Raw genomic sequence first — 25,696 nt, forward strand, 5'->3', positions numbered from 1 at the left:
GCAATAATTCCGCTCAGCCACGCTTGGGAATTACGGCGGGGCGCTCGTAGCCCTCGTTGGCGGTCAGCCAGTCGACATCCTTCTTCACGGTGGCGGCGGTGGAGCTGAGCTTTTCGGCAATGCGCTGGTTGGACCAGCCCTTGTTCGCCAGCTTCTTCACCTCGGCACGGCGTCCGGCGCGCTTGGCCTCGGCGGCATTGGTCGCAGCCGAAGCAGCGCCCTTCTTGGCTCCCCTGGCTCCCGACTTCGCGGCACCGGCACGCTCACGGCCGCGGCGGCCACGGGTGGAGGGCCCAGCCGCGCGCTTTTCGGCAAGCAGACGGAACGCATCCTCCGGCGCAATCGACTCCGGCGTGTATTGGCGCGGCACCGTGCGGTTGGTCTCGCCATCGGTGATGTAAGCGCCAAAGCGGCCATCCTTGATGGTCACATGCTTGCCGGTGTTCGGGTCGTTGCCCAAATCACGCAGCGGCGGCTTGGCGGCGCCACGTCCGCGACCACGCCCGTACTTGGGCTGGGCGAACAGCTCCTTGGCCTTGTCAATGTCCACGGTGAAGATCTCATCTTCGGAGCCCAACGAACGGGTATCCGACCTGCCGTCGGCGCTCGTCTTGGTCAGATACGGACCATAGCGACCGTTGTTGGCGGCCACCGTGCATTCGGAAACCTCACCGGTCTCGGCGTTGGTTTCTTCATACTTGCCCACCTCGCGCGGCAGGCTCAGCAGCTTCAACGCATCTTCCAACGAGAGCGATTCGGGGCTCATGGTCTTGAACAGCGAGGCCATCCTCGGACGCGACGCAGCGGCCGCGGCCTTCTTGGAGCTCTTCTTGCCGGCCGGCGCAGCGGCGGCGGAATCGGCGGCACCCTCAGGCGGCACCAACGCCACATACGGCCCGAACCGACCATTGCGCACTTCCACGGTGCCGCCGGAAACCGGGTCCTTGCCCAGCTCGCGCGGGCCACCGGAATGGTTGTCGGTCAGATCATGAGCCACTTCGACGGTCAGCTCGTCCGGCGCGATGGTGTCCGGCAGGGAGGCACGCTTCGGGTTGCCTTCGGCATCCAGATGCTCCATATCTTCCAGATACGGGCCGTACCGGCCAACGCGCACATGCAGGCCGTCGCCGATGTCAATGGTGTTGATGGCTCGGGCGTCGATCTCGCCAAGCTGTGCCACCTGCTGCTGCAGGCCTTCATGCGCTTCGTCGGCATTGCGGGCCGCGCCCTCGCCGGAGCCAAAGTAGAAGTGGGTCAGCCAATCCCGGCCAGTCTCCTCGCCGTGAGCAATGCGATCGAGGCCGTTTTCCATCTCAGCGGTGAACGTGTAATCGACCAGCTTGGGGAAGTTCGTTTCCAGCAGCTTGGTCACGGAGAATGCCAGCCAGCTGGGGATCAGCGCACGGCCACGCTCATACACATAGCCGCGATCCATAATCGTGGAGATGATGCTGGCATAGGTGGACGGGCGGCCGATCTCCTTGGCTTCCAACGTCTTGACCAGCGTGGCTTCGGTGTATCGAGCCGGAGGCTGGGTTTCGTGGCCATCCGGCTCGATGTCGGAAGCCTCGACCCGCTGGCCCACCTCCATCGGCGGTAGGGAAGCATTGGATTCGGAGGCATCGGACTTGGTCGCCTTGGCACCCGACTTATCGGCGGCCGCCGCGTCGGCTGCGGCGGGTTTGGGCTTGCGGCCCTCGCCGGTGGCCTTCATAAAGCCAGGAAATTCGATGACTGTGCCGGATGCCTGGAATACAGCCTCACCATCGGCGGGGCCAGCCGGCGCAGACAGGCGCACGGTGGCGGTCGATCCGGTGGCGTCGGCCATCTGGCATGCCAGCGTGCGCTGCCAGATCAGCGTGTACAGGCGCAGTTGGTCAATGGGCAGCTTGGAGGCCAGCTCATCGGGGTCATGGAATCGGGATCCCGCCGGGCGAATACACTCGTGGGCTTCCTGCGCGCCAGCGGTTTTGGTGGCGTACTGCTTGGGCTCGGCGGAGAGGAACTTGTCGCCGAAATGGTAGGAGACGGCGTTGCGGGCGGCGGTGATGGCCTCCTGCGAAAGCGTCACCGAATCGGTTCGCATGTATGTGATGTAGCCGTTCTCGTACAAGCTCTGTGCTGCACGCATCACTGCGCGAGACCCCATCCCGAGGCGATTTCCCGCGGTCTGCTGCAGGGTGGAGGTGGTGAACGGCGGCTGCGGGCGGCGGCGGTACGGCTTGGTCTCCATCGACATCACGGTGAAGTCGGCATTCTTCAGCGCTTCGGCCACGGCGGTGGCTGAAGCCTCATCAAGCTGGCGAACGCTGCCCGCAAAACCATCGGGAGTCAGCTGGCCATCCGAGCCGAAGTCCTTGGATCCGGCGAGTCGCTTGCCGCCCAACGAGATCATGCGGGCCGCGAACTCGGTGCGCTCGCCCAAAGCGTCAGGCGCGGCCAGCGTGGCGACGACATCCCAGTAAGGTGCACGCTTGAACGCCATACGCTCGCGCTCGCGCTCCACAATCAGTCGGGTGGCCACGGACTGCACGCGGCCGGCGGACAGGCCCGGCCCCACCTTGCGCCACAGCACTGGGGACAGCTCGTAGCCGTAGAGTCGGTCGAGAATACGGCGGGTCTCCTGAGCGTCGACCATATGGCTGTCGACATCGCGCGTTTTGCTTAGCGAGGCGTTGATGGCGTCCTTGGTGATCTCGTGGAACACCATGCGCCTGACCGGCACCTTGGGCTTGAGCGTCTGCACCAGATGCCATGCGATGGCCTCGCCCTCGCGATCCTCATCAGTCGCCAGGTAGAGCTCGTCGGCGCCCTTCAGGGCGGATTTCAGCTCGCTTACCGTGCGCTTCTTATCGCCGTCCACGATGTAGTAGGGCTTGAACCCATCGTTGACGTCCACGCCGAACTTGCCGAACTTGGGTTTATCGGCCGCGGGCACCTGGCTGGGTTGCGCAAGGTCGCGAATATGGCCGACCGATGCCATGACGGTGTATCCCTTGCCCAGATAGTCACCGATTTTGTGGGCCTTGGTCGGGGACTCCACAATCACGAGCTTGGTAGCCATGCCCTACTCCTTATTCATTGTGTGAAACGCGCGGTGTTTCTGGCGTCATAATACTCACGACTCATGGTCAACTGCCAAATTTACGGCCACAACGCGCCATAAATCACCGTTGTGGAGGCGCTGGAGGCGCGCCGATGAGGCCCAATCGACTCAGCGGTGCGGCAGTGATGTGCCGCAAAGCCAGCAGCAGGCCGAAGGTGAGCGCGGCAACGCCGGCAACGCCCACGATGGCGCTGACGATCGAACCCAACACCGCCCAGCTCGCACTGATATTCAGGCCCGGAACCACCTGCCAGATCACATATGCGCTGTATGCCAGCAGTAGGAGGCCGCCGGTGATCAGCACGCTGCCAACGATCTGCACGCTTACGGAAGAGACGCGGCTGCCCGGCTCGTCCATGCCGTACGTCCGGGTGAAGACCAACACGATCAGCGCCAGACCGGCCACCAGCAGTATTGACATCGCCACGTCCGAGGGGCGGTGCCATTGGCCGTATATCACGGATACGCCGACAGTCCAAGACCAAATCACGCCGATAATGCCCGCCAGCGCACGTGCCGCACGAGGCACGGCGAGCAGCAGAATCACCGCACAGGCGGCGGCCAGCATCGTGTGCCCGGAAGGCGCGGAATTGGCTGCGGGAGAATCAGTATTGATGATGAACGGACGCGGCAGCACCCCTTTGATTCGGGTGACGGCCAGGCACACCGCGGCGAACACGACGATCTGCCCGACGAGCCACCAACGACGACGCACCAATGCCGAGACGACGCCAATCACCGCAAGCAGACAACTGATGGCGATGACCAGCCATGATTGGGCGACCAGCGACATCAGGCCGCCGACCGCGCCGGGCACGCCGGTCACGAGGTTCTTCCAGACCAGTTCGTCATACGACTGGCCGTCTTCGGTGAACACGCACACCCACCAGATGCCGAATCCCGCCGCGATCAGCAGCAGGCCGAACACGGCGCACAGCACGCGACTGGAGATACGCGGGCGCACAGCCAACGGGTCGAGTTTGGCCAGTCCACGGTCGACCTCGCCGGAATCAAGCGGATCGAGATCATCAAGCCCACGCGACGGTCCGCGAGCCGGCGAGCCAAGCCCGGCCAGCGGATCGATGACGTTTGGGGACGCGCTTGCCGCAGCGGAGCCCGATCCCAACGCGGCGAACGGGTCACTTGCATTATCGGCGGCGGAGCGCGCATCAGAGGCGCCTCCCACCATACTGGCCGGCGCATGCGGATCACGAATTACAGGATTCTGTGCGTCATTCATATTCACGACTGTACGGCCGCGCCCCGGACAGTGCGCCGCATCGCCGCGCGCTCAGGGCCAAATCCGCACAAAAGAAAAACCTCCACGTACCCGGCAGAGGCCACTTACCCTTGCTGCATTCCTGCCCTGGGGGAGTTGGGTGACATACCGCCACGCGGAGGCTGTGTCAAGCTTAAGAAAATGGGTGGACGAGCGACGGGAAGCCCTTTTTATTAGGCATTGCCGCGTGCCGGCCGGCGCTGCGCCCACGGCTTTCAGCCAATATCCATGCAAGTCGCAGAATAGTGCCCAATTGTAAGAGTTCCGGGAAAATCGCGCTTAGTGTTCGCCCTGAGAGCGTTCACGTCAAACGTTTGTTCAAGGCCAGCAGTTACGGTGGAATCATGGCTTCATATAAACGTCGTGCACATTCGTCAGACCGCGGCCCCGCGCTCCGTAAGCCTCGCGCCACGCAGAGCAAGACTGCAGGCACCACGAAAACAAGCTCTACTCGCGGCCCTCGCGGCAAGAACAACACGAGCCGCAAGCCGGCCAACACCCATCGCGCATCCAGCCATAAAAGGAATGGCGGCCACCGTGTGCTCAAGTGGGTATTGGGCATATTCTTTGGCCTTATCGGACTCGGCTTGGCAATCGGTATCGGCGTGTTCGCATACCTGTATGCCACCACCGAGGTGCTCCAGCCCGAGAAGTTCGCCTTGGCGGAGAAGACCACCGTCTATTACGCCGACGGCACCACGCCGATTGGCTCATACGCCGAGCAGAACCGCGAGATCATCTCTTGCGAGGGGCTGCCGGACTATGTGGGCAACGCCATCGTGGCCTCCGAGAACCGCACGTTCTACACGGATAAAGGCCTGGATCTCAAGGGCATCGCCCGCGCGTTCATCAACAACGTGACCAAGGGCACCCGTCAGGGTGGCTCGACCATCACCCAGCAGTATGCCGAACGCTACTACATGGGCGAAACCACCTCCTACGTGGGCAAGGCCCGCGAGGCCATCATAGCCATCAAAATCGCGCAGACCGAATCCAAGGATGAAGTGCTGTGCAACTACATGAATACGATTTACCTAGGCCGCAATTCCTACGGCATCCAGGCCGCCGCCAAGTCGTATTTCAACAAGGACGCCAAGGATCTGACGCTGTCTGAAGCCGCGATGATCGCCGGCATCATCCCCTCCCCCTCCACGTGGGATCCGGCCGACAACCCCGATATGGCCAAGGCCCGATTCAAGCGCGTGCTGAACATCATGCAGGAAGACGGCTACATCACCGCCAAGGATCACAAGGCCGCCGAATTCCCGCAGACCGCCGACGTGACGCAGCAGAACGAATACGCCGGCCCCAACGGATACCTGCTGGATATGGTGCGGCGTGAGCTGGTGGCTTCCAAGACGTTCACCAAGGAAGATCTTGACACCGGCGGATATAAGATCGTTACCACCATTGACAAGGCCAAGCAGGATGCGATGCAGTCCGTGGGAGACACGCGCGCGGACGGCATGCCGGAGAGCATTCAGGTGGGCGGCATCGCTGTGGAACAGAAGACCGGCGCCGTGGTCTCGGTCTACGCCGGCTCGGATTACCTCACACAGCAGCTCAACAACGCCGATCAGGCCATGTTCGAGCCGGGTTCCACGATGAAGCCGTTCGCGCTGCTGGGCGCCGCGCAGTCCGGCGTGAACTTCGATACGATGTTCAACGGCAACTCGCACCAGCATTTCTCCGGCATCACCGCCGAGGTCAACAACGCCCTGAACATCAACTGGGGCAACATCAACCTGTACCAGGCCACCGCCAACTCGGTGAACACGGTGTTCATGAACGTCAACGAACACCTTACGCCGCAGCGCACGGCGAAAATCGCGCATGAAGCGGGCATCGAGGGAGAGATCGACACCAGCTCCATGTATAACGTGCTGGGCATCAACGCGCTGACCGTGTGGGATCTGGCGCAGGGGCATTCGACCATCGCCAACAATGGCGTGAAGAACACCCTGCACATGGTGAACAAGGTGCTGAGCTCCGATAATAAGGACCTCTATAACGCACCCAACGAGAACAAGCAGGTGTTTGACGCCAATGACTGCGCGCTAGTGCAGAAGGCCATGCAGGGCACCACCACCTACGGCACCGCCGCTGGCGTGTCCAGCGCGCTGGGCGGCCGCCAAGTGGCCGGCAAGTCCGGTACCGCCAACGATGAGCTGGCGGCATCGTTCGTGGGTTACACGCCCAGCCTGTTGAACGTATGGGCCATTTGGAATCCGGATGCGGACGGCAACCCGCAGGTTGTGCCGGCATTCGGCGGCTACGGCGTCACCTCCACCGGCTACCCGGCGCACCTATTCGAGGAATACATGACTCAGGCGCTGCAGGGCACCGCCGTTGAGCAGTTCACCACGCCTAAGGACAGCGGCAAGATTGGTGGCTCCGACGGCACGTGGGGCTTGGGCGGCGGCCAGAGCTCCTCTTCTTCCACCACCGATGACGAAGAGGCCAAGAAGCAGGCCGAGGAAGAAGCCAAGCGGAAGGCCGAGGAAGAAGCCAAGAAGCAGGCTGATGCCGAGGCCCAGCAGAAGCAGGAATTCGCCCAGCAGTGCCTTGCCAACCCGAGCTATTCCACCGAATGCCCGAATTATCCGGGTACCAGCAGTGGCGGGGACGGCGACACCGACGTCGACCCGCAGCCCAAGCCCGACCCGCAGCCCAAGCCCGACCCGCAGCAGCCGCAATCCCAGCAGCAGTAAGAGCCGCAGCACAGCTCCCTCTGATGGCAGCAACGGCTCCCTCTGATGAGGGAGCCGTTAGCGAAGCTGACTGAGGGAGAGACCCAATAGTATTGGCTCCCCTCAGAGAGGGGAGCCAATACTATATGTGCGACTCAGCGGCCTCAGCGGTTGCGCTGGGAACGGTTGATGGCGGAGATAATCGCCTTCAGCGCGCTGGTGGTAATGGACGAGTCAATGCCCACGCCCCACACGATCTGCGCGTCGTCAGCCTCACCGACCTGGCATTCCACATAGGAGGCGGCCATGGCGTCGGTACCCACGGACATGGTGTGCTCCACATAGTCCATAATCGAAGCATCCACACCGAAGTTGGAGATGGCGTTGAGGAAGGCGGCGATCGGACCGTTGCCGATGCCGGACACCTCGCGCTCCACGGGCTGCTCGCCCCCAACGTTCACACCGCGGTCGAGCAGGCGAGCCTTGAGCACGGTGTCGGAACCGTCCTCACCGGAGCTGACGGACACCTTGAGCAGCTTCAGGCGGCCCCAAGGCGCAAGCGAAGCGTCGTGGGTATCGCCCACAACCACGCCGGCGGCGGTCATGCCGGACTGTTCGACCGGCAGGTACTCATCCTTGAACAAGCGCCAGATGTCCTCGTCCTTGACTTCCTTCTTGGTGGTGTCGGCGAAGTTCTGAACGATCTTGTCGAATTCGATCTGCAGGCGCTTCGGCAGGTCAAGGTTGTGGTTGGTCTTGAGCAGGTATGCCATGCCGCCCTTGCCGGACTGCGAGTTGACGCGGATGATGGCCTCGTACGTGCGGCCGATGTCCTTCGGATCGATCGGCAGGTAGGGCACGAGCCAGACGAAGCTGTCGAGATCGGCGCCGGCGCGCTCGGCGGCCACCTGACGGGCCTCGAGACCCTTCTTGATGGCGTCCTGATGCGAGCCGGAGAACGCGGTGAACACGAAGTTGCCGGCGTACGGATGGCGCTCGGAAATCTTGATCTGGTTGCAGTACTCAACCGTCTTGCGGATCTCAGGTACGTTGGACAGGTCGAGTTGCGGGTCGATGCCCTGGGTGAGCCAGTTGAGGCCCAGCGTGACCAGATCAACGTTGCCGGTGCGCTCACCGTTGCCCAGCAGGCAGCCTTCCACGCGGTCGGCGCCGGCCAGCACGGCCAGCTCGGTGGCGGCCACGCCCATGCCTTCGTCGTTGTGCGGGTGGAGGGAGAGCACCACGGAATCACGGTCGTCGAGGTGGGTGGAGACGTACTCCACTTCGTCGGCGAACACGTTCGGCGTGGTCATTTCCACGGTGGCGGGCAGATTGATGATCATCGGATGCTCGGGAGTCGGCTTGATGACGCCGATCACGGCGTTGCACACCTCAACGGCGTACTCCGGCTCGGTTCCGGTGAAGGATTCCGGCGAGTACTCGTAGTACAGGTCGATGCCCTTGGCCTCGGATTCGAGGTCCTTGCATAGTTCAGCGGCGTCGGTGGCGAGCTTCTTGATCTCTTCCTTGTTCTTCTTGAACACCACTTCGCGCTGCAGCACGGACACGGAGTTGTAGAAGTGCACGATGGCGCGCTTGGCACCCTTCAGCGCCTCGTAGGTGCGGCGGATGAGGTGCTCGCGGCACTGGGTGAGCACCACGATAGTCACATCGTCCGGGATGAGCTCGCGCTCGATGAGCATGCGGATGAAGTCGAAATCGGTTTCGGATGCGGACGGGAAGCCCACCTCGATCTCCTTGAATCCCATGGAGACGAGCAGGTTCCAGAAGCGCAGCTTGCGCTCGGAATCCATCGGGTTGACGAGGGCCTGGTTGCCGTCGCGAAGATCGACGGAGCACCAGCGCGGTGCGCGCTGCAGTCGCTTACCCGGCCACGTGCGCTCCGGGTAATCAAACGGGATCTGCTCGCTGTATGAGGCGTACTTGTTGTACGGCATACGGCTGGGCTTCTGCGAATCGCCGATGAATCGTGCCGGAGGCAGCAGCGGGTCGTTGTTCCCCCCATTGGACGCCGCGGCCACGGCCGCGAGATCAAACACGGACGATTGATCCTGACCCATTACTCCTCCTTTGCTTGGAATCGGCGCGCCCCTTCGGCCGGCGGGAATGCCGGGCAGTCGACGCGCTCCTCTATCACTGCGTTACATATCCGTAACGAACTTCCATCGTACCGTTCCAGCATCCCAACGCCGCGCCCATGCCACATAGCGGTTACGCGGCGGCGTGCCGGCGTCACAGATCCCAATCGCCATACCGGGCGGTTGGATTGCGGATGGGTTAAAGTGGGCCGTATGACGACTTTGCGCTTCCGTGGGGACGGACATGGGGACGGCACCTTCCGGGTGCTGCAGATGGCGGACGTGCAGGACGGGCCGGACGTGGATCCGGACACCGTGGCGCTCATCGAGGCGGCGATCCGCGAGGCCAAACCCGATCTGGTGGTGTTCACCGGCGATCAGATCCGCGGGTACGATCCGGCGTGGATGCGCACGTTCCTGCGCCGGCGCGGGGAGCGGCCCGGCGACCACGTGCGCGAGGTGACGCGGTTCGAGGCGTGGTGGCGCCGCACGTTCGACGGGACGCGGCTGCCCGATCCGCCCGAGTCCGAGGTGCCGGACGACGCCGTGGACGCGCTGCTCGACGACGCGCGCGCCAAGGTGCGCCGGTGCTTCGCCGGATTCCTCGGGCCGGTCGTGCGCGCGGGCGTCCCATTCGCCGCCACCTACGGCAACCACGACTTCCAGTGCGGCATCCTCGCCGGCGAACAGGACGGCATCTACCGCGAGTTCCCCGGCTGCCTCAACCCGCGCGACCCCGGGGAGCACGGCGCGGACGGTGACAACCCGCTCGTCTGCGAGCCCGGCACGTTCGCACTGCCCGTCGAGGCGTCCGACGGGTCAGGCCGCGTGGCCATGAGCGTCGTGATGGTCAATTCGGGCGACTACGCCACCGAGCGACTCTCCCCCGACGACACCGTATTCGGCGAGCCGTCGTCGCACCTCGCGCCCGCCGAATACGCGCGCGACCCGCGCGGGCTCGATCTGGCCGACTCGGACGGCTATGGCACGCCCACCCCGCAGGCCTTGGCGTGGCTCGGCGGCGTGCAGCGCTCTCTGGCCGAACGCAACGGCGACGGGCGGCCCGTGCCCGCGATCGCGTTCCAGCACATCCCGCCGCAGGAGTTCTACCAGTGCCTCAAGGAGGTGCCGCCCCTCACGCCCAACGCCGTCGAGGGCGCGCGCACGTTCGCCGGTCGCTGCTACGTGCTGGACCGCTCGGTGTGCCGGCCGGGTTCGATCCTCGGCGAATCGATCGGATGCGCAGACGTGAACTGCGGCGAGGTGGCGGCATTGCGCGACGCGGGCGGCTACTTCGCGCTCTACTGCGGCCACGACCACAAGAACGCGTTCGTGGGTCACGTGGACGGGCTCGACCTCGGCTACGCCCCCACCTGCGGCTTCGCCTCGTACGGCCCCAAGTCACGCCTGCGTGGCATCCGCCTGTTCGAATTCCGCGAATCCGACCCGTCCGCCTACGCAACGCGCATGCTCACCTACGGCGACCTCGTGGAGCGCTACGGCCACAATGAGGCGCGCGTCTTCATCGGCGACCACCTGGTGGTGGACGGCCCCACCCTGCGCGACCAGCTGCGCCGACCGGGCGTCTTCGCCACCCTCGCGCTGCTCGCCGGCATGGCCGTCTCCGCGGTGGCGTCCGCGGTGGGCTCCGCGGTGAAAGCCGCGACCGCCCGCAAGCGCCAATAAGTGCCCGCACGCCTCCATATGCACCCACATGAACCCGCATGCATCCGCAAAATGGAAAAACGTGGCAGCAGCGGGTGCAAAACCCGCGCAAAACGTGACAAATCCACAGGGAAAACAAGGAAAAACGATACGAACATGGCCCTGGAACCCGCGCAAAACGTGGCAGCGTGAGGAATGTCAGTCGTGAAACGCCTGGAATTCCGGCCATTTCACGACGTGGCGGCCGGTACGCACCAGAGCCGCCATAGAAACGTGATCGTCGGGGTATATGGAATGCCTGAACCAGCGGCCGCGGCGCACAACCGGCCGTGCCATCTCCATAGTGTGCAGAACTTTTTCGCCTTTGCGGACACCTATCCACGACTTCCCGAATCTGCTGCACACTCCGCAGATAGCCCACAGCCATGCGAAACTCTGCATGGAAAAAGACCACCGAACGGCCCGCATGCCGCCACCATGCGTATGATACGATGGAAGTTGTCAGATGCCTGATGACTCAATGCGGAGTTATCGCAACAACAAGTCAAGGAACCTCGGAGCATGCCATACGCGTCACGGCCAACCGGACCATTCAACCATGCTCAATACCGGTAAAGTCAGCGCTATGGTAAAAAACGACCCAAACCCGGACAAGCCTTTTCGTTTCGCACTATTGTAGACAGAAAAGCCGTTTGAGAACTGCACAATCATTGATCACGACAACGGCGTCACCAACTTGAGGACGAACAAGACAAGGAGCACATCATGAGCAACCTATCCGACTCGGCCGTACTTGAACCGCCAGCTTCAACGGAAGCACCAAACGCGGAATCATTCACCCCTCAGGGAGAGTACAGCCAACGGGAACTGGCTTTGCTGGCCCGACTGTCGTTGAAGGTCACGCCCGCAGTCTCCGCTCGCAGTCGCTGTGACGAGACGATGGACGCGATCAAGTCCTACATCCTGCGCGAGCACCTGCAATCCGGCGACGTGATGCCCACTGAAACACAGCTGTGCGACACGATCGGAGCCTCCCGCTCCTCCGTGCGCGAGGCCGTGCGCAAGCTCGAAGCGCTCAACATCGTCAAAGTGGAACACGGCAAGGGCACCTTCGTGGGCTCTTTGTCCTTGGATCCGATGGTGGAAACGCTCGCATTCCGATCCATGGTGTCTGTCGGCAAGAATTTCACAGACCTGCAGGATGTCGTAGAGCTGCGCAGGTTTCTGGACTTGGGATGCGCCGGCGAAGTGGTCGTATCGCTTGCCGGCAGCGAACAACCGCGTCTCATGGAGCTTGCCGAGTCCATGACCAATACCGCCAAGGAAGGCAAGACCTTCCTCGCATTGGACATTGACTTCCATATGGGGATTCTCGATTCTCTGGACAACACAATCGTCAAGCAGATGGTCCGTTCCCTGTGGCTCGTGCACATGGCGGTTCTTCCCCAACTGGGTCTGCCAGTGTCCAGCGAGCTCGACCGTACCGCAGAGGCCCACAAGCGCATGTTGAACGCGGCCCTCGCCGGTAATGTCGAGGAATACCGGAAAGCCGTCATCGACCACTACGAGCCGATCGAGTCCATCCTAAAGCAACGCATTCAGGGAGGTACCGAGTGAAGTTGGGTAATCGTGATGCGGAGCGGGCGGAAGGCCGTCAGCCCCGCATCACTCCGCCGCAGCTATAAATGCGTCGGGATTCCATAACGCCGCCACAGGCAATGCCCAAAGATTACCCGGCCATTTCATCACGCGGCCACCCGTATACACAAGGTAGCCCCGGTAAAACCGCCGGTCGTTGGCCAACGCCGCCAGCCCTTTGAAATCCTCACGGGTTACCCGGGAGGAGGACTTGACCTCGACGCCGACAATTCGATCCCGGCTTACCATGACGAGATCGACCTCCTTGGGACCGGAGCCTGATTCGCGCCAATAGAAGCAATCGGGATGAATGCGGGACCACTGCACAGATGGCAGAATCTGGTTGACGACGAACGACTCGAGGAGATTGCCGTAATCCACCGGGTTGACCATGGGATCGCGGCCCTTAGAAAGCATGGTTTGTACGCTCAACGACGTATCCACCGGATGGATTTTGGCACGGGCGAAGGTCTGACGGTTAGGCGCGGTACGCAGATTCGGCAACGCGCCCACCAGAAACCGCCGCATGAAGATGCCCACATAACGGTCTACGGTACGCCGGTCGAGGGCAAGCTGCTCACCCAAAGCACTGGCATTCAGAACGCCTCCGGGCATGCACAGAAGCCTCGTGAGGATATTTTCGGCGATGGCCGCGTCAAGTTTCTCATCGGGCAGAATGGTGTCGCCGAGCACGGCACGGATGTCATCCGCCACAAGTCTTTCCCGTTCCCAATCCGCATATTCGGCATATTGCGACGAGTATTCGGGGAAGCCTCCGGCGGCCATGAGATCGTAAAGCTTCTGACGGGCGATCGGCTCGTCGAAGGAGACGTCCGGCTCTCCATCCCATAAATCGTCCACCAGGCTGGTGTCAACGCCGTGCATCTCACGTTGGGTCAGGGGGCTCATGGTGAAACGCTGCGCTCGACGGGCCAGAGGATCCTGGCCGTCCAACCCACCTCGGTTGATGAGCGCGCTGCCGGTGAGGATGAACTGCGTATGGCCGGCGGGCAGCGCATCGACGATTTCCTTCACGGCGAGCGGCAGATCGCGGATGCGCTGCGCCTCATCGATGATCACCGGTAGGTTCAAGGACTCCAGCCATCCATGCAGATCGGTTTTCGCCAGTTCGTATGCGTTGGCATCCGCAAGGGTTTCATACGAAAAGCCGACGCCGACGAGTTGGCGCTGGGCCATCATCGTCTTGCCTACGGCGCGAGCCCCTTCCAGGATCACGGCCTTGCGTCGAGCATGCAGGATGGATTCAGCCAGAGGCCGGGCAATGTAATCGGACATGCAATTATTGTACATCGAATGTACAAAAAATTGTACATCGAATGTACAAAAAATATAGATGCTGCGTACAAAGGCGTCTTCCAGAGTTGCCAGGAAGACGCCTTTGTACGCACGGTCACGTATAGCCGAGGATCACTCCTCCGCAGCCGACTTCACTCCGAACCAGCTCAGCGGCAGATGCGTGAAGTACACTCCGGCCGTTTCCCGCTCCCAAGACAGGCCAATGGCCCCATCCGGCAGCACCGACATGCACTGGTAGACATAGTGATAGGGATTGAAACACCGATTGCGCGCCCACGTGCGGCCGCCATCCTCACTCAGCCGCAGCACACCGCAGCCACGGTAGGGACGCATCAGGCTGGCATTGGCGAAAACGATCCGGTCGGATGCGCAGCCGGGCTCCTCGTCGGCTTTGGACGGGACCGTCACCGCATTGGGCTGGCTGAAGATGTCCGGCAGATCGGGATCGAACTCAACGGTTTCCCATGTATCACCACCATCATGGCTAACGGCCTTGCCGACCCTGCCCAGATGATGTTGATTGCGGAACAGGCACAGCACATCGCCGTTGGCCCGTTCCACGAACACCGATTCGTGCGTGGTGGCATCGTCATCGCGCACGTCCCGTTCGTCCACGACCTTGCCGTTGACTACGCGCCCCTCGTTGATGGCTTTGCCTCTGCGCCACGTCTGGCCACCATCATCGGAGATCAGCGCGCCGCCTGCGTTGAACTTGGGGCTCGTGCCGGTGCAATAGTACGGGATGAGCAGTCGCCCCCGATGTTTGCCGGCGCTCAGCTGGATGCCGTTGCCGGGCGACGTGCCCAGAAAACCCATCCATCCTTCCTTGACCATATGGTTGATGTGCCTGGGCTTGGACCATGTTTCGCCATCATCGTCCGAATGCACTTCCACCAGATAGCTGGTACGCGCGGTCAGCAGGCTTTCATGCGGGTCGACGCCCTCCTTGAGATAGATGTTGCCCGCGGACTCACCATCGCGTGTGACGTTGCCATCCTCATCCACACGGTATGACGTGGCTTCTCCGTCCAAGGACGTTACCGCACCATCAGGTTGGAGCAGGTATTCCGCCCCCTCGCCATCGTGCAGGATGAGCCGTCCCCGGGCATCCAGCCCCAAGCCCTTTTCAACGTTGGCGAAGCCTCGACCGCCCGGAAAATGGTCGATGATGACCGTCACACGGCCTGTCTCACGATCACAGACGATGCATGAGTCGATGACGCTCGCGCCATCCAGCCCATCACCGGGAAAGGCGATGACGGTTTGCAACGGCAGCCACGTCTGTCCGCTATCCAAGGAGCGGCGGACAACGAAATGGATCTCATTGGGGGCATCGTTGGAGATGACCACACGTTGGTCGGCACCGGCAATCGTCACACCGGAGGGCGTGGTCACCAAAGACGGGATGCGGTAGCTTGCGGATCCTTCATATCCTTTGTCGAACAACGCGGTATCGGTGGTGGGCGGCACGTCGGAGATTTTGCGAATCTGCCCTTCTCCCAGAGGATACAGGAACAGACCGCCGCCGCGAACTTCGCCGCACAACCGCACACCGGCCGTGTCCTCGCCGATCGACACGTAGCTCAGCCCCTCGAGATCACCGAAGAACACCTGACCGGGCTGATGCGTTTCCATGTTGCCATCAACATAGATGTCCACCGCACCGCGGAATGCGCGGATGACCAGATCATGCCACCCGCCATCGTTCCAATCGCCGTGGGCGCGATACTCACACCACTGTCCTTTGACGAAAGCGCGGTACACAAAGCCGTCATCGTCAATGTCCACGTTCATGATCTGGCGATCGTCATCGCGCGCCGCAAGAATCGTGCCGAACTGTCCGACGCCACGTACGCGGAACTGCGCATAGATCGTGCCGTCGGTCACGCCGTGCAGCGTCTTCACATCCTTGTCCGCCAAATAGGCCGCGGCAAACTCAATATCCGGCTGCGGCACGGGAACGCTGCCCTGAATACGCTCCGAAGTCCAAACCTCCGGGAAGCATTCCAGCCGCTCAACGCCGATATGCGCTTCATTGGCGCAGTGGAAGACGCCGGTCTGCGCATACTTCGACGGGCAAATGTTGGTCGCGCAGGCGAAGGCCTGATAGCCATCCAGATAGATTCGCGTGCCAAAATCGCCGAAGGTGATATGAAGGTCGTGGACACCGCCGAACTGCACGCCGTAGGTGTCTTCGACGTCCAGCACAATATGGTCTTCGGGCGACTCGACGACCAGCGACCCGCGGGAAACCGTGACCGCCAGCGCGACGCGTTCGGCGTTTCGCGCTTCCAACAGCATGCCGTCCGTGGCGACGTGGAACGCCGCATGCAGCGTTCCCCCCTGTTCCGGAAGCAGCGCACTGTTCCATGTCTGGTGGATTTGATTGGGAATATGCGACATGGGAGTACCTTTCGTATTACGTTTCCTGTTTAACTATCCTGCATCGTTGCAAGCAATCCAGCGGGCGGACCGTCCGGTCAAACCGTCCGGCCCGGCCCGCTAACTCACGCGGCGGCCGGCGCACCAGACGTGCTTCACCGCCAGTGCGCCCGGGTCGGTGATCAGCAGGTCGGCGGCGTGGCCGGGGGCGACGAGGCCCAGCGGCGCGCCGGTGACCGGGTTCGGCCGGTCGAAGCCGAACGCGCCGTCCGCCGCGCCTTCCACGGCCGCCGTCACGCGAGCGACGACCTGTTCACGAGTTTCGGTCATATTGCCTTCCTTCAGATGTAACGCCGTGGTCCCGGTCCCAACGAAGGGAACCGGGACCACGTGCGGTCAGATCGCCTGCCAGGCCGGCTTGTGCTCGAACGAGTACCGGTAGTAGTCCTTGTTGCGCAGGCGGCTGGCGGCCTCCTCGTCCACGATGATCGTGGCGTGCGGGTGCATCTGGAGCGCCGAGGCCGGGCAGAACGAGCTGATGCCGCCCTCCACGGTCTCCGCGACCGCCTCGGCCTTGCCCGCGCCGAACGCGAGCAGCACGAGGTGGCGGGCCTTCATGATCGTGCCGATGCCCTGCGTGATGCAGTGCGTGGGCACCTGGTTGATGTCGTTGTCGAAGAAGCGCGCGTTGTCGATGCGGGTCCGTTCGGTGAGCGTCTTGACGCGCGTGCCGGAGGCGAGCGACGAGCCGGGCTCGTTGAAGCCCACATGGCCGTCGGTGCCGATGCCGAGGATCTGCACGTCGATGCCGCCCGCGGCCTCGATCGCCGCGTCGTAGGCGGCGCCGGCGCCCGCGACCTTCTCGCCGTCCTCGAGCGAGGTGCCGTTGAGCACGTCGCCGGGCACGTGGATTTTGGCCGGGTCGAGCCCCAAGGGCTCGACGACCGTGCGGTGGATGGTCGCGTGGTAGGACTCCGGGTGGGTCAGCGGCAGGCCGATGTACTCGTCCAGCGCGAAGCCCTGCACCTGGGAGACGTCGATCGACTCCTCCTCGACGATCTTGGCGAGCGCCTGGTAGGCGGCCAGCGGGCTGGAGCCGGTGGCGAGTCCCAGCACCGCGTTCGGCTTGGCCTTGATGAGGTCCGCGACCGAGCGTCCGTACAGCTCTCCGGCCTCCTCCTGGTTCTTGACGATGATGACTTCTGCCATGGTGTTTTCCTTTCAGACCTTGACGTCAGGCCGTGATGTCAGGCCTCGGTGGAGGCGGAGACTTCCTCGGGCGTACGGGCGAGCGTCATGCCGCACTCCTCGAGCACGGCGGCGATGCGCTTGACGTTCTCGCCCTTGAGCGGCAGGACCGGGTTGGGCATCTGGTTGGTGTCGAACACGCCGAGCAGCGCCATGGCGGTCTTGAACGCGCCCACGCCGGAGCCGAAGCCCGCAACGCCCTGCGGCACGGTGACGATGCGCATGAGCGCGGCCAGCCAGTCCTGCTCCTTCTTGACGGTGGCCCAGTCGCCGGCCTCGGTGGCCTTCCACATGCGCACGTAGCCGGTGGCCTCCACGTTGGCGAGTCCCGGCACGGAGCCGTCGGCGCCGGCCATGTAGGCGCCGTCCACCACGACCTCTTGGCCGGTGAGCAGCGTGAGCGGGTGGCCGGCCTTGGCGTTGTCGTCCACGAGGAAGCGGAAGGCCACGTCGTCGTTGGAGGAGTCCTTCACGCCGGCGAGCACGCCCTCCTGGCCAAGCTTGACGAGCAGGCCGCCAGGCAGCTTGGTGTGCACGCACACGGGGATGTCGTAGGCGAACAGCGGCAGCTCGGGCACGGCCTCGTGGATGAGGCGGAAGTGGCGCTCGATCTCCGGCAGGCCGCCGAGCGCGTAGAACGGGCAGGTGGCCACGATCGCGGACGCGCCGAGCTCCTTCGCCTCCTTGGCGTGCTCGATCACGCGGTTGGTCTCGGTGTCGATGCAGCCGACGAACACGGGCACGCGGCCGTCGACAATCTTCATGACGGTCTGGATGATCTCGCGGCGGCGGGCGTCGGTGCTGAACGCGACCTCGCCGGAGGAGCCGAGCGTGAACAGGCCATCGACGCCGGCGTCGATCATGCGGTTGAGCGAACGCGCGAAGCTGACCTTGTCGACTTCGCCGTCGGCGGTGAGCGGGGTGACGACCGGGGGGATGACCCCGCGGAATTGTGTTGCCATGATGGTGGTTCCTTTACAAAATCAAGTTATTCGGATAATGGTCGGCCATTGCCGTCGGCCCCGTTGAAGGAGGCCAACGACGGAATGGCGAAACGGTGAATCGTCGGCTTACCGACATTCCTCCGCGGTCGGGTGCAGCAGCGAGGGCGCGGCGCCCAGCAGCAGCTTGGTGTACGAATCCTGCGGATTGTTCAGCACGTCGTGAGCCGCTCCGCGCTCCACAATGGTTCCGTGGTTCATCACCACGATTTCGTCGGACACATAGCGGACGGTCTGGATGTCATGGCTGATGAACACCAAGGACAAACCCAGCGACTTCTTGAGATCCGACAACAGGTTGAGGATCTGCGCGCGCACGGACACGTCCAGCGCGGAGGTCGGCTCGTCGGCGATGATCGCATCCGGATTGAGCGACAGGGCGCGGGCGATGGCGACGCGCTGACGCTGGCCGCCGGAGAGCTGGCCCGGCAATGCGTACAGAGCGGACTCCGGCAATCCCACCATCCGCAGCAATTCGTGGGCGCGCTTGTCTCGGCTCGCTTTGTCGCCGAGCTTGTGCACGACGAGCGGGTCGATGAGCTGGTCGATGACGCTCATGCGGGCATTCAGCGCGGTGGCCGGGTCCTGGAAGACCACGGACACCACGCGGCCGATCTCCATGCGCTCCTTGGCGGTGCGGTGGGTCACGTCCTGGCCCTTGAACAGCACCTGGCCGGAGGTGGCCTGCTGCAGGCCGCACATCACGTTGGCCGTAGTGGACTTGCCGCAGCCGGACTCGCCAACGATGCCGATGGTCTTGCCCGGCATCAGGCGCAGATTCACCTTGTTGACCGCCTTGACCTTGTTTGGATGCAGAATTGAGCCGGCTCGGGTGGTGAAGACCACCTCGACGTCCTTGAGCTCGATGATCGGCACGTTCGGATCCTTGCTCATCGGGCACCTCCTTCCTTGCTGATGGCTGTCGGGGCGTCAACGGCGGGCGTGACGTCCGCGTCGTCGGGCAGGGCCGCGTAGAAGTGGTACGTGCCGGGCACCTGCTTGAAGATCGGGCGGGTGTTAAGGCCCACCGTCGGATGGCTGGAGCGCGGCGCGAAGCGGTCGCCCTTCGGGAAGTCCGCCGGGGACGGCACGGTGCCGGGCACCTGGTGGAGCCTTCCGGCGCCGGCCTCGATGGAGGTGACGGCACCGAGCAGGCCGCGGGTGTACTCGTGGCGGGGGTCGGTGAGGATCTCCTTGGTGGAGCCCTGCTCGACGACCTGGCCAGCGTACATGACGGTGATGGAGTGCGCCACCTTGGCCACGAGGGCGAGGTCGTGGGAGACGAAGATCATCGCGAAGCCGAGCTTCTCGCGCAGCTCGTTGAGCAGGTCGATGACCTGCTTCTGCACGGTCACGTCGAGGGCGGTGGTGGGCTCGTCGGCGACGACCAGCTTCGGGTCGCGGGTCAGGGCCATGGCGATGAGCACGCGCTGGCGCTGGCCGCCGGACAGCTCGTGCGGGTAGGACTCCAGCGTGCGCTCCGGATCGAGGCCCACGAGCTTGAGCAGTTCCTCGGCGCTGCGGGTGCCGCCGCGGGAGGTGAGCTGCTTCATCTGCGCCTTGATGAGCATGGACGGGTTGAGCGAGGAGAGAGCGTCCTGATAGATCATGGCGATCTCGTGGCCGCGTAGGGCGTTGTGCTCCTTGGGATCCATGCCGACGAGGTTCTTGCCGTCGAACAGGATCTCGCCGCTGATCTCGGCCTTCGGGTCTAGCAGGCCCATGATGGCCAGCGAGGTGATGGACTTGCCGCAGCCGGACTCGCCCACGAGGCCCATGGTCTCGCCGGGACGCACAGAGAAGCTCACGTGGTCCACCACGTTCACGTCGCCGTGGCGCGGGAACTTGATGCACAAATCCTTGACCTCGATGACCGGCGGCTCGGTGCTCTTGGGCTCGAAGCGGTCGGTGCGCTTCATTTCGGCCTCGCGCAGCTTGGCAAGGGATTCCTCCAGGCTCTCGCGCTGGGCGGCGTAGGCGGCGACAGGATCGACGAGCAGACGATCCTCCTCACGCTTGGCTTCCTTGTCTTCGTCGGTTTCCTCGATCGGCGCGGTCGGAGCGGCCACCATGGCGTCGGTGATGCCCTCGGACAGGATGTTGAGGCACAGCACGGTGATCATGATCATCAGGCCCGGGAACAGCGCCTGCCACCAGTAGCCGAAGATCACGCCTTCCTTGGCGGAGGACAGGATGTTGCCCCACGTCGGGGTCGGCTCCGGAATACCCAGATTAATGAAGGACAGGGACGCCTCGAACACGATCGCGTCGGCGACGCACAGTGTGGTGAACACCATAACCGGGGCGGCTATGTTGCGCATCACATGCTTGTAGAGAATCCACGGGGCGCGGGCGCCGGAGACGATGACCGCGCGCACGTAGTCCTTGCCGTACTCGCTGATGATGTTCGCGCGCACGATGCGGGCGATCTGCGGCACGTACAGGATGCCGATGGCTGCGATGATGCCGAACATGGACTGGCCGAGGATCGAGACGAACACGGCGGCGAGGGCGATGCCCGGCACGGACATGAACACGTCGATGACGCGCATGATGATTTCCGAGATCCACGTGCGGGCCACGGCCGCGATCGCGCCGATGAGCGCGCCCAGCACCAAGGCGAACAGGATGGACAGCAGGCCGATGACGAGCGAATACCGTGCGCCGTAGAACACGCGGGTCATCACGTCGCGCCCAACGTTATCGGTGCCGAACAGGTGCTCGGCGGTCGGAGACTGATAGCTCACGGTAATGGCGAGAGGATCCTCCGGCGAGATCACCGGCGCGGCGACGGCCACGACGACCAGCAGCGCGACAAACAGCAACGCGAGCCTGGATCCAATGGTCATTTTGCTGAAACGGTTGAATTTCACTCCGGGACGCGACACCGCGTCCACGACTTTGGGTTTGCCAAACAGCATGTCACACCGTCCTGATTCTCGGGTTGATAAGCACGTACAGCATGTCAACGATGATGTTGATGATCACGAACGCGAGAGCCACCACCAGCACCACACCCTGAACGAGAATCGGCTCGTTGCCGTTGATGCCTTCGAACAGCGCCGTGCCCATGCCGGGCAGGGAGAAGATGATCTCGGTGATGATGGCGCCGCCCATGAGGTAGCCGATCTTCATACCAAGCACCGTGACCGGAGTAATCAGGGCGTTGCGGAACACGTTGCGCGCAATGACGACGCGCTTGGGCACGCCGGCGCCGATGGCGGTGCGTACATAGTCCTTATCCAGTTCCTCGACCATGGAGGTTCGGATGATGCGGGTCATCTGTCCGGCGACAGGGAAGCCCAGCGAGAACGCGGGCATGGCCATGCGCGCCAGATATTCACCGGGATCCACGCTGAACGGCACGAGCTCGCCCGCACCCGGCAGCAGGGCCAGCTTGATCTGCAGCAGGTAGATCAGCAGCACGCCCAGCCAGAAGGACGGGGTAGCGATGGCGATGATGGAAATCACACGGATGACCTGATCGACCCACGTGTCACGGTAAAGGGCGGCGAGCACACCGAAAATCACCGAAAACACCACGGCGATGATCAGCGCTATGAACGTCAGCTGCAACGTGATCGGGAAAGCAGTCGCGATGCGGGAAGACACGGAATCCTTGTTCACGCCGTATACGCCGAGGTTGCCTTGGAACAGGCCGCCGAGATACGACAGGAACTGCTCGCCCCACGATCGGTCGAAGCCCATCTCGTGGCGGTATGCCGCAAGCTGCTCGGCCGTGGCGTTTTCGCCGAGAGCCGAGACCGCGGGGTCGTATTGGGAGAACGACATCAGGAAGAACACGAGGAAAACGACGCCGAATGCCACAAACGGCAGGGATATCAATCGTCTTCCCAACAAACGAAGTAAATTGCCCACTCTATATGCTCCTCAAATGGATGGTTGCGCAAAATAAGGGCGTCGCCGCGTCAGCATCGCTGCTTGCGCAGCAGCGCCCTCGGGATGTGATGGCGAATGACCTGTGTGGATCAGCCGTTCAGCTTGGAGTTCAGGAAGTACAGGCCAGTGGTTCCAATCGGGGTGTAGGAGCTGAACACGTTCTTCTTGACGGCGGTGGAAAGCTTGCGGTGGAACAGCGGGTACATCGGCAGCTCATCGGAGAGCAGGTCGAAGCACTCGTTCCAGTAGCTCTGCTGTTCGTCGCCGGAGGACTGGGCGGCCTTGTCCATGAGCTCATGCAGCTTGTTGTAGCCGTCGGAGCCGTTCCAGAACATGCGCTGCTTGGTCCAGACGGTGTCGCCGAACCACCAGTTGAGCAGCACGTCGGGATCGTTGCCGAACACGGTCGGATCGCCGGGGCCAAGCACCATGGAGAAGTCGGCGTCGTCCTTATCGGTGATGGTCGGGAACAGGGCGGAGGACTTCATGGACTGAATGTCCACGTTGAAGCCGATCGCGTCGAGGTTGTTCTTGATCTGCGGCGCCAGCTGGGTGATCCAAGTCTGATCCGTGGTGTAGAGCGTGAACTTCACGCCTTCGGACACACCAGCCTCCTTGAGCAGCTCCTTGGCCTTCTCAGGGTTGTAGGTATACACGTTGGAGGCCTTGTGATAGGTCTTGAAGCTCTCGGGCATGAAGCCGGTGACCATGTTGGCCTCGCCGGACAGCTGGTTCTTGATCATGCTCTCGGTGTCGATCGCATAGAACACGGCCTGACGCACGCGCTTGTCGTCGAACGGCTTCTGCTTGGTGTTGAACATGATGAACGCCTGATTGAAGCCATCCACCGTCTGGATGTCGGCGCCGGCGGCCTTCAGGGTGTCGAACGCCTTGGCGGGGACGTTCTCCATGATGTCGCTCTTGCCGTTCTGCATGGCGGTGACGCGGGCGGTGTCATCCACATTCACGTTCCACACCATGTGGGAGACCTGCGCGGGGAATTCGCCGTTGTAATATTCGTTCTTGTCGAACTTCACCTGCTGATCGGTGATCTCGACGTACTTCCACGGACCGGAGCCAATTGGCATCTTCTTGAGGTCCGCGTCGCTCTGACTGGCCGGAACGATGTGTACCAGCGACATGCGTTCCTTGAACAGGGTGAACGCGTACTTGAGCTTGAAGTCAATCTTGTTGTCGCCCTGCGCGGTGATCGAGTCAATGAACGAAAGCATCGGAGCGTAAACGCCGCCGGGCGCCATGACGCGCTCGAACGAGGTCTTGACGTCGTTGGCGGTCACGGCGTTACCGTCCGAGAACTTGGCGCCATCGCGGATCGTGATGACGTATTCGGTGTCGGAGATCTTCTCCGGTTCGCCAGCGGCCAAGCCGGAGACCAACGAATAGTCGGACATCTGCAGCGTGTACAGCGCCTCGGTCACATGCCAGTTGCCGGCCATCGGCAGGGCCATGGACGTGGACAGCGGATTGAAGTCACGACTGCTGTACGCCACCTGCGCGGTGATGGTGTCCGCGACGGAGGGACCCCCCTTGGCGTTCGTCGTGCCGGTTCCTACACCGCAGCCGCTCAAGGCGAGCGTTCCGGCCAATACCGCAGCGGCGGTCTTGGCCATTCGGGTTTTCCACGAGTACATCGGTTTCTCCTCTTCGTTGAGTGATAACTGAATCAGGATTCGATTCTCTGTACAATCGAATCTTTCTTAATCATATGACATCTGATGTCTGATTGCAAGTTTCATCAGCCGTCTTATGAGTGCAGCTACCACGTTTTTTCCTTGCAATGCAACGGTCTCAAACCGCGGTAACGACAGTGTTAAGACATCAGACATCTTATATTTCGCCGGAAACATGAGATTCACATGCGGCCCAGCGGTGCAGTATGGGCGTAACCGCCTGATTGAACGCGGCAATGTCAGTCCTGCGCAGACCGTGCTCACACCCGGGAATGAACACCGTTTCAAGGTTCGGCTTCCCCATGGCCCTGACTTCCTCCAGCCCGCGCACACCCACGAGATCTGAGGGATCGTCGGACGAGACCACCACCAAGGGCACCTCTATCGAGGACACCACCTGATGCCAGTCCTCCGCGAAGCTGACCACGCCGGTGCGCTCCAATCGCGGATCACATCGGTTCTGCCCATAGACCCAGCCGATATGATCCTCCATCGGCCAATTCGGACGACGCGTCTGATTGTGACGGATCGCGTTGGCCGGGTCGGATGCCCAGTCGTGCAGCAACGCCGCATTGGCCGGAGCGTTGTCCACATACCGCTGTCGCTGCTCATCGTTCAGCCATGCGGGATCCTCAACCACTGCACCGAGGCAAAGATCAGGACGACGCCTGACCAGCATCGTCACAATCGCACCTCCCATGGAATGCCCGATCATGATCGCCCTGCCACCGTGGACATGTTCAAGATATTCAACGGTCTCCTCAAACGCCTCATACGCGGATTCGAATGGATGTCGGAGTTGAGCATCGGCATATCGCGGCGACAGGCCATGTCCCAGCATATCGACCGCAACCACGCGAAAATCATGACTGAGATAGTCGATGTAGTCGGACCAGGCAATCGCCGCGTCGCACACGCCGTGCAGCAGGACGACAAGGGGACGATTCGGATCACCCGCTGCAATGAAGCTGAGCATGCGCCCCGCCCCGCTCACAGCTTCGCCTCGAACCAGCGCGTGATGGTCGTCGGATGCGTGATCGCCGTGCCCACCACCGCGGCCCACGCGCCGGCGGCCATGACCTGATGCAGCTGGTCGGGCGTGTGAATGCGACCCTCGCACAGCACGGGCACGTCCGGGAACGCCTCGATCATCTGGCCGAGCAGCTCGAAGTCTGGACCGTCGGTCTTGGGGCGCTCGCCGGTGTAACCGGACAGCGTGGTGGAGATGATGTCGGTACCGGCCTCCACGGCGCGCTCGGCGTCGGCGAAGCTGCCGCAGTCGGCCATCACGATCACGCCCTCGTCGTGCAGGGCGCGCACGGTCTCAGCGTAGGTCAGCCCGTCCGGTCGCGGGCGTCCGGTCGCGTCGATCGCGATGATGTCCGCTCCGGCGGCGGCGCAGCAGCGGGCGTGGCGCAGGGTCGGCGTGATGTACACGCCCTCCTCGCCGTCCTTCCAGATGCCGATCACCGGCACGCTCACCTGGCCCTTGATGGCCGCGATGTCCGCGAGGCCCTGGCAGCGGATGCCCACAGCCCCGCCCTCCACGGCCGCCATGGCCATCTGCGCCATGGTCTCCGGGTGGCGCAGCGGCTCGCCCGGGTACGCCTGGCAGCTCACCACGAGGCCGCCCCTGATCTTCTCGATTGCCTGATGCATGCTGGTTCCTTCCTGTTGTCG

At 62.7% G+C, this 25,696-nt stretch carries 16 protein-coding genes, 1 other RNA gene and 1 pseudogene; 3 read left to right on the forward strand and 15 right to left on the reverse strand.

The annotated features are described in order from the left end of the window. Positions 1-13 precede the first annotated feature (13 nt). The 3 genes from topA to ffs all read right to left on the reverse strand — a co-directional run bounded on the left by topA (position 14) and on the right by ffs (position 4,512). Complete coding sequence (gene topA / locus NBH12_RS02415) at positions 14-3,064, reverse strand: type I DNA topoisomerase (RefSeq protein ID WP_003828044.1); 3,051 nt, start codon at positions 3,062-3,064, stop codon at positions 14-16. A 103-nt stretch (positions 3,065-3,167) separates the two neighbouring features. Next, a complete protein-coding gene (locus tag NBH12_RS02420) occupies positions 3,168-4,295 on the reverse strand; it encodes a phosphatase PAP2 family protein (RefSeq protein WP_502801745.1) in 1,128 nt (375 codons plus the stop codon). A gap of 122 nt (positions 4,296-4,417) precedes the next feature. Further along, positions 4,418-4,512: signal recognition particle sRNA small type (gene ffs / locus NBH12_RS02425), an RNA gene on the reverse strand. Between the two features lie 217 nt (positions 4,513-4,729). On the opposite strand from ffs, the gene NBH12_RS02430 reads away from it, so the two are divergent. Beyond that, the gene (locus NBH12_RS02430; RefSeq protein ID WP_250819135.1) at positions 4,730-7,096 is read left to right on the forward strand and encodes a transglycosylase domain-containing protein; all 2,367 of its coding nucleotides are present in this window, start codon (positions 4,730-4,732) and stop codon (positions 7,094-7,096) included. 143 nt (positions 7,097-7,239) lie between these two features. Here the strand turns inward: NBH12_RS02430 and leuA are convergent, their stop codons facing one another. Continuing rightward, a complete protein-coding gene (leuA, locus tag NBH12_RS02435; protein ID WP_003828040.1) occupies positions 7,240-9,156 on the reverse strand; it encodes a 2-isopropylmalate synthase in 1,917 nt (638 codons plus the stop codon). A 231-nt stretch (positions 9,157-9,387) separates the two neighbouring features. Here leuA and NBH12_RS02440 point away from each other — a divergent pair, with 231 nt between their 5' ends. Together NBH12_RS02440 and NBH12_RS02445 are read left to right on the forward strand one after the other, a co-directional pair. Next, a complete protein-coding gene (locus NBH12_RS02440) occupies positions 9,388-10,860 on the forward strand; it encodes a metallophosphoesterase family protein (RefSeq protein WP_016462105.1) in 1,473 nt (490 codons plus the stop codon). Positions 10,861-11,604: 744 nt separating this feature from the next. Then, on the forward strand, positions 11,605-12,456 hold the full coding sequence (locus NBH12_RS02445) for a FadR/GntR family transcriptional regulator (RefSeq protein ID WP_003831288.1): 852 nt from the start codon (positions 11,605-11,607) through the stop codon (positions 12,454-12,456). A gap of 48 nt (positions 12,457-12,504) precedes the next feature. On the opposite strand, the gene NBH12_RS02450 is transcribed toward NBH12_RS02445, so the two are convergent. From NBH12_RS02450 to NBH12_RS02500, 11 genes and pseudogenes are all read right to left on the reverse strand, one after another. Continuing rightward, entirely contained in the window at positions 12,505-13,773 is a 1,269-nt protein-coding gene (locus tag NBH12_RS02450; RefSeq protein ID WP_025221051.1) for an ATP-binding protein, read from the reverse strand. A gap of 132 nt (positions 13,774-13,905) precedes the next feature. Continuing rightward, positions 13,906-16,197, reverse strand: coding sequence for a sialidase family protein (locus NBH12_RS02455; RefSeq protein WP_052792232.1), 2,292 nt, complete (start codon positions 16,195-16,197; stop codon positions 13,906-13,908). A 99-nt stretch (positions 16,198-16,296) separates the two neighbouring features. After that, positions 16,297-16,440, reverse strand: a pseudogene (locus tag NBH12_RS02460) (N-acetylglucosamine-6-phosphate deacetylase); the annotation flags it as partial. A gap of 132 nt (positions 16,441-16,572) precedes the next feature. Next, the gene (gene nagB, locus NBH12_RS02465) at positions 16,573-17,385 is read right to left on the reverse strand and encodes a glucosamine-6-phosphate deaminase (RefSeq protein ID WP_052792230.1); all 813 of its coding nucleotides are present in this window, start codon (positions 17,383-17,385) and stop codon (positions 16,573-16,575) included. A gap of 38 nt (positions 17,386-17,423) precedes the next feature. Continuing rightward, positions 17,424-18,386 (reverse strand): dihydrodipicolinate synthase family protein, encoded by a 963-nt coding sequence (locus NBH12_RS02470; protein WP_052792229.1) that lies wholly within the window; start codon positions 18,384-18,386, stop codon positions 17,424-17,426. Positions 18,387-18,494: 108 nt separating this feature from the next. Next, on the reverse strand, positions 18,495-19,319 hold the full coding sequence (locus tag NBH12_RS02475) for an ABC transporter ATP-binding protein (protein WP_052792228.1): 825 nt from the start codon (positions 19,317-19,319) through the stop codon (positions 18,495-18,497). Continuing rightward, positions 19,316-21,346 (reverse strand): dipeptide/oligopeptide/nickel ABC transporter permease/ATP-binding protein, encoded by a 2,031-nt coding sequence (locus tag NBH12_RS02480; protein ID WP_250819136.1) that lies wholly within the window; start codon positions 21,344-21,346, stop codon positions 19,316-19,318. The genes NBH12_RS02475 and NBH12_RS02480 overlap by 4 nt, the downstream gene beginning before the upstream one ends. Before the next feature lies 1 nt (position 21,347). Continuing rightward, positions 21,348-22,304 carry an ABC transporter permease gene (locus NBH12_RS02485; RefSeq protein WP_014483328.1) on the reverse strand — a complete coding sequence of 319 codons (957 nt, stop codon included), beginning with the start codon at positions 22,302-22,304 and terminating at the stop codon, positions 21,348-21,350. A gap of 110 nt (positions 22,305-22,414) precedes the next feature. Beyond that, complete coding sequence (locus tag NBH12_RS02490; RefSeq protein WP_060618840.1) at positions 22,415-23,977, reverse strand: ABC transporter substrate-binding protein; 1,563 nt, start codon at positions 23,975-23,977, stop codon at positions 22,415-22,417. A 196-nt stretch (positions 23,978-24,173) separates the two neighbouring features. Beyond that, a complete protein-coding gene (locus NBH12_RS02495) occupies positions 24,174-24,992 on the reverse strand; it encodes an alpha/beta fold hydrolase (RefSeq protein ID WP_171843347.1) in 819 nt (272 codons plus the stop codon). A 14-nt stretch (positions 24,993-25,006) separates the two neighbouring features. Then, positions 25,007-25,675 (reverse strand): N-acetylmannosamine-6-phosphate 2-epimerase, encoded by a 669-nt coding sequence (locus NBH12_RS02500; RefSeq protein ID WP_014483327.1) that lies wholly within the window; start codon positions 25,673-25,675, stop codon positions 25,007-25,009. Positions 25,676-25,696 lie beyond the last annotated feature (21 nt).

It is taken from the genome of Bifidobacterium sp. M3-N-101 (assembly GCF_023656805.1).
GTDB lineage: Bacteria > Actinomycetota > Actinomycetes > Actinomycetales > Bifidobacteriaceae > Bifidobacterium > Bifidobacterium breve.

Bases quoted from the DNA above. Each gene is read 5' to 3' on its own strand.
- topA (WP_003828044.1), bottom strand. From the start codon at position 3,064: ATGGCTACCAAGCTCGTGATTGTGGAGTCCCCGACCAAGGCCCACAAA.
- nagB (WP_052792230.1), bottom strand. From the start codon at position 17,385: ATGGCAGAAGTCATCATCGTCAAGAACCAGGAGGAGGCCGGAGAGCTG.
- NBH12_RS02470 (WP_052792229.1), bottom strand. From the start codon at position 18,386: ATGGCAACACAATTCCGCGGGGTCATCCCCCCGGTCGTCACCCCGCTC.
- NBH12_RS02480 (WP_250819136.1), bottom strand. From the start codon at position 21,346: ATGCTGTTTGGCAAACCCAAAGTCGTGGACGCGGTGTCGCGTCCCGGA.
- NBH12_RS02455 (WP_052792232.1), bottom strand. From the start codon at position 16,197: ATGTCGCATATTCCCAATCAAATCCACCAGACATGGAACAGTGCGCTG.
- NBH12_RS02490 (WP_060618840.1), bottom strand. From the start codon at position 23,977: ATGTACTCGTGGAAAACCCGAATGGCCAAGACCGCCGCTGCGGTATTG.
- leuA (WP_003828040.1), bottom strand. From the start codon at position 9,156: ATGGGTCAGGATCAATCGTCCGTGTTTGATCTCGCGGCCGTGGCCGCG.
- NBH12_RS02420 (WP_502801745.1), bottom strand. From the start codon at position 4,295: ATGGTGGGAGGCGCCTCTGATGCGCGCTCCGCCGCCGATAATGCAAGT.
- NBH12_RS02495 (WP_171843347.1), bottom strand. From the start codon at position 24,992: ATGCTCAGCTTCATTGCAGCGGGTGATCCGAATCGTCCCCTTGTCGTC.
- NBH12_RS02430 (WP_250819135.1), top strand. From the start codon at position 4,730: ATGGCTTCATATAAACGTCGTGCACATTCGTCAGACCGCGGCCCCGCG.
- NBH12_RS02445 (WP_003831288.1), top strand. From the start codon at position 11,605: ATGAGCAACCTATCCGACTCGGCCGTACTTGAACCGCCAGCTTCAACG.
- NBH12_RS02475 (WP_052792228.1), bottom strand. From the start codon at position 19,319: ATGAGCAAGGATCCGAACGTGCCGATCATCGAGCTCAAGGACGTCGAG.
- NBH12_RS02450 (WP_025221051.1), bottom strand. From the start codon at position 13,773: ATGTCCGATTACATTGCCCGGCCTCTGGCTGAATCCATCCTGCATGCT.
- NBH12_RS02440 (WP_016462105.1), top strand. From the start codon at position 9,388: ATGACGACTTTGCGCTTCCGTGGGGACGGACATGGGGACGGCACCTTC.
- NBH12_RS02500 (WP_014483327.1), bottom strand. From the start codon at position 25,675: ATGCATCAGGCAATCGAGAAGATCAGGGGCGGCCTCGTGGTGAGCTGC.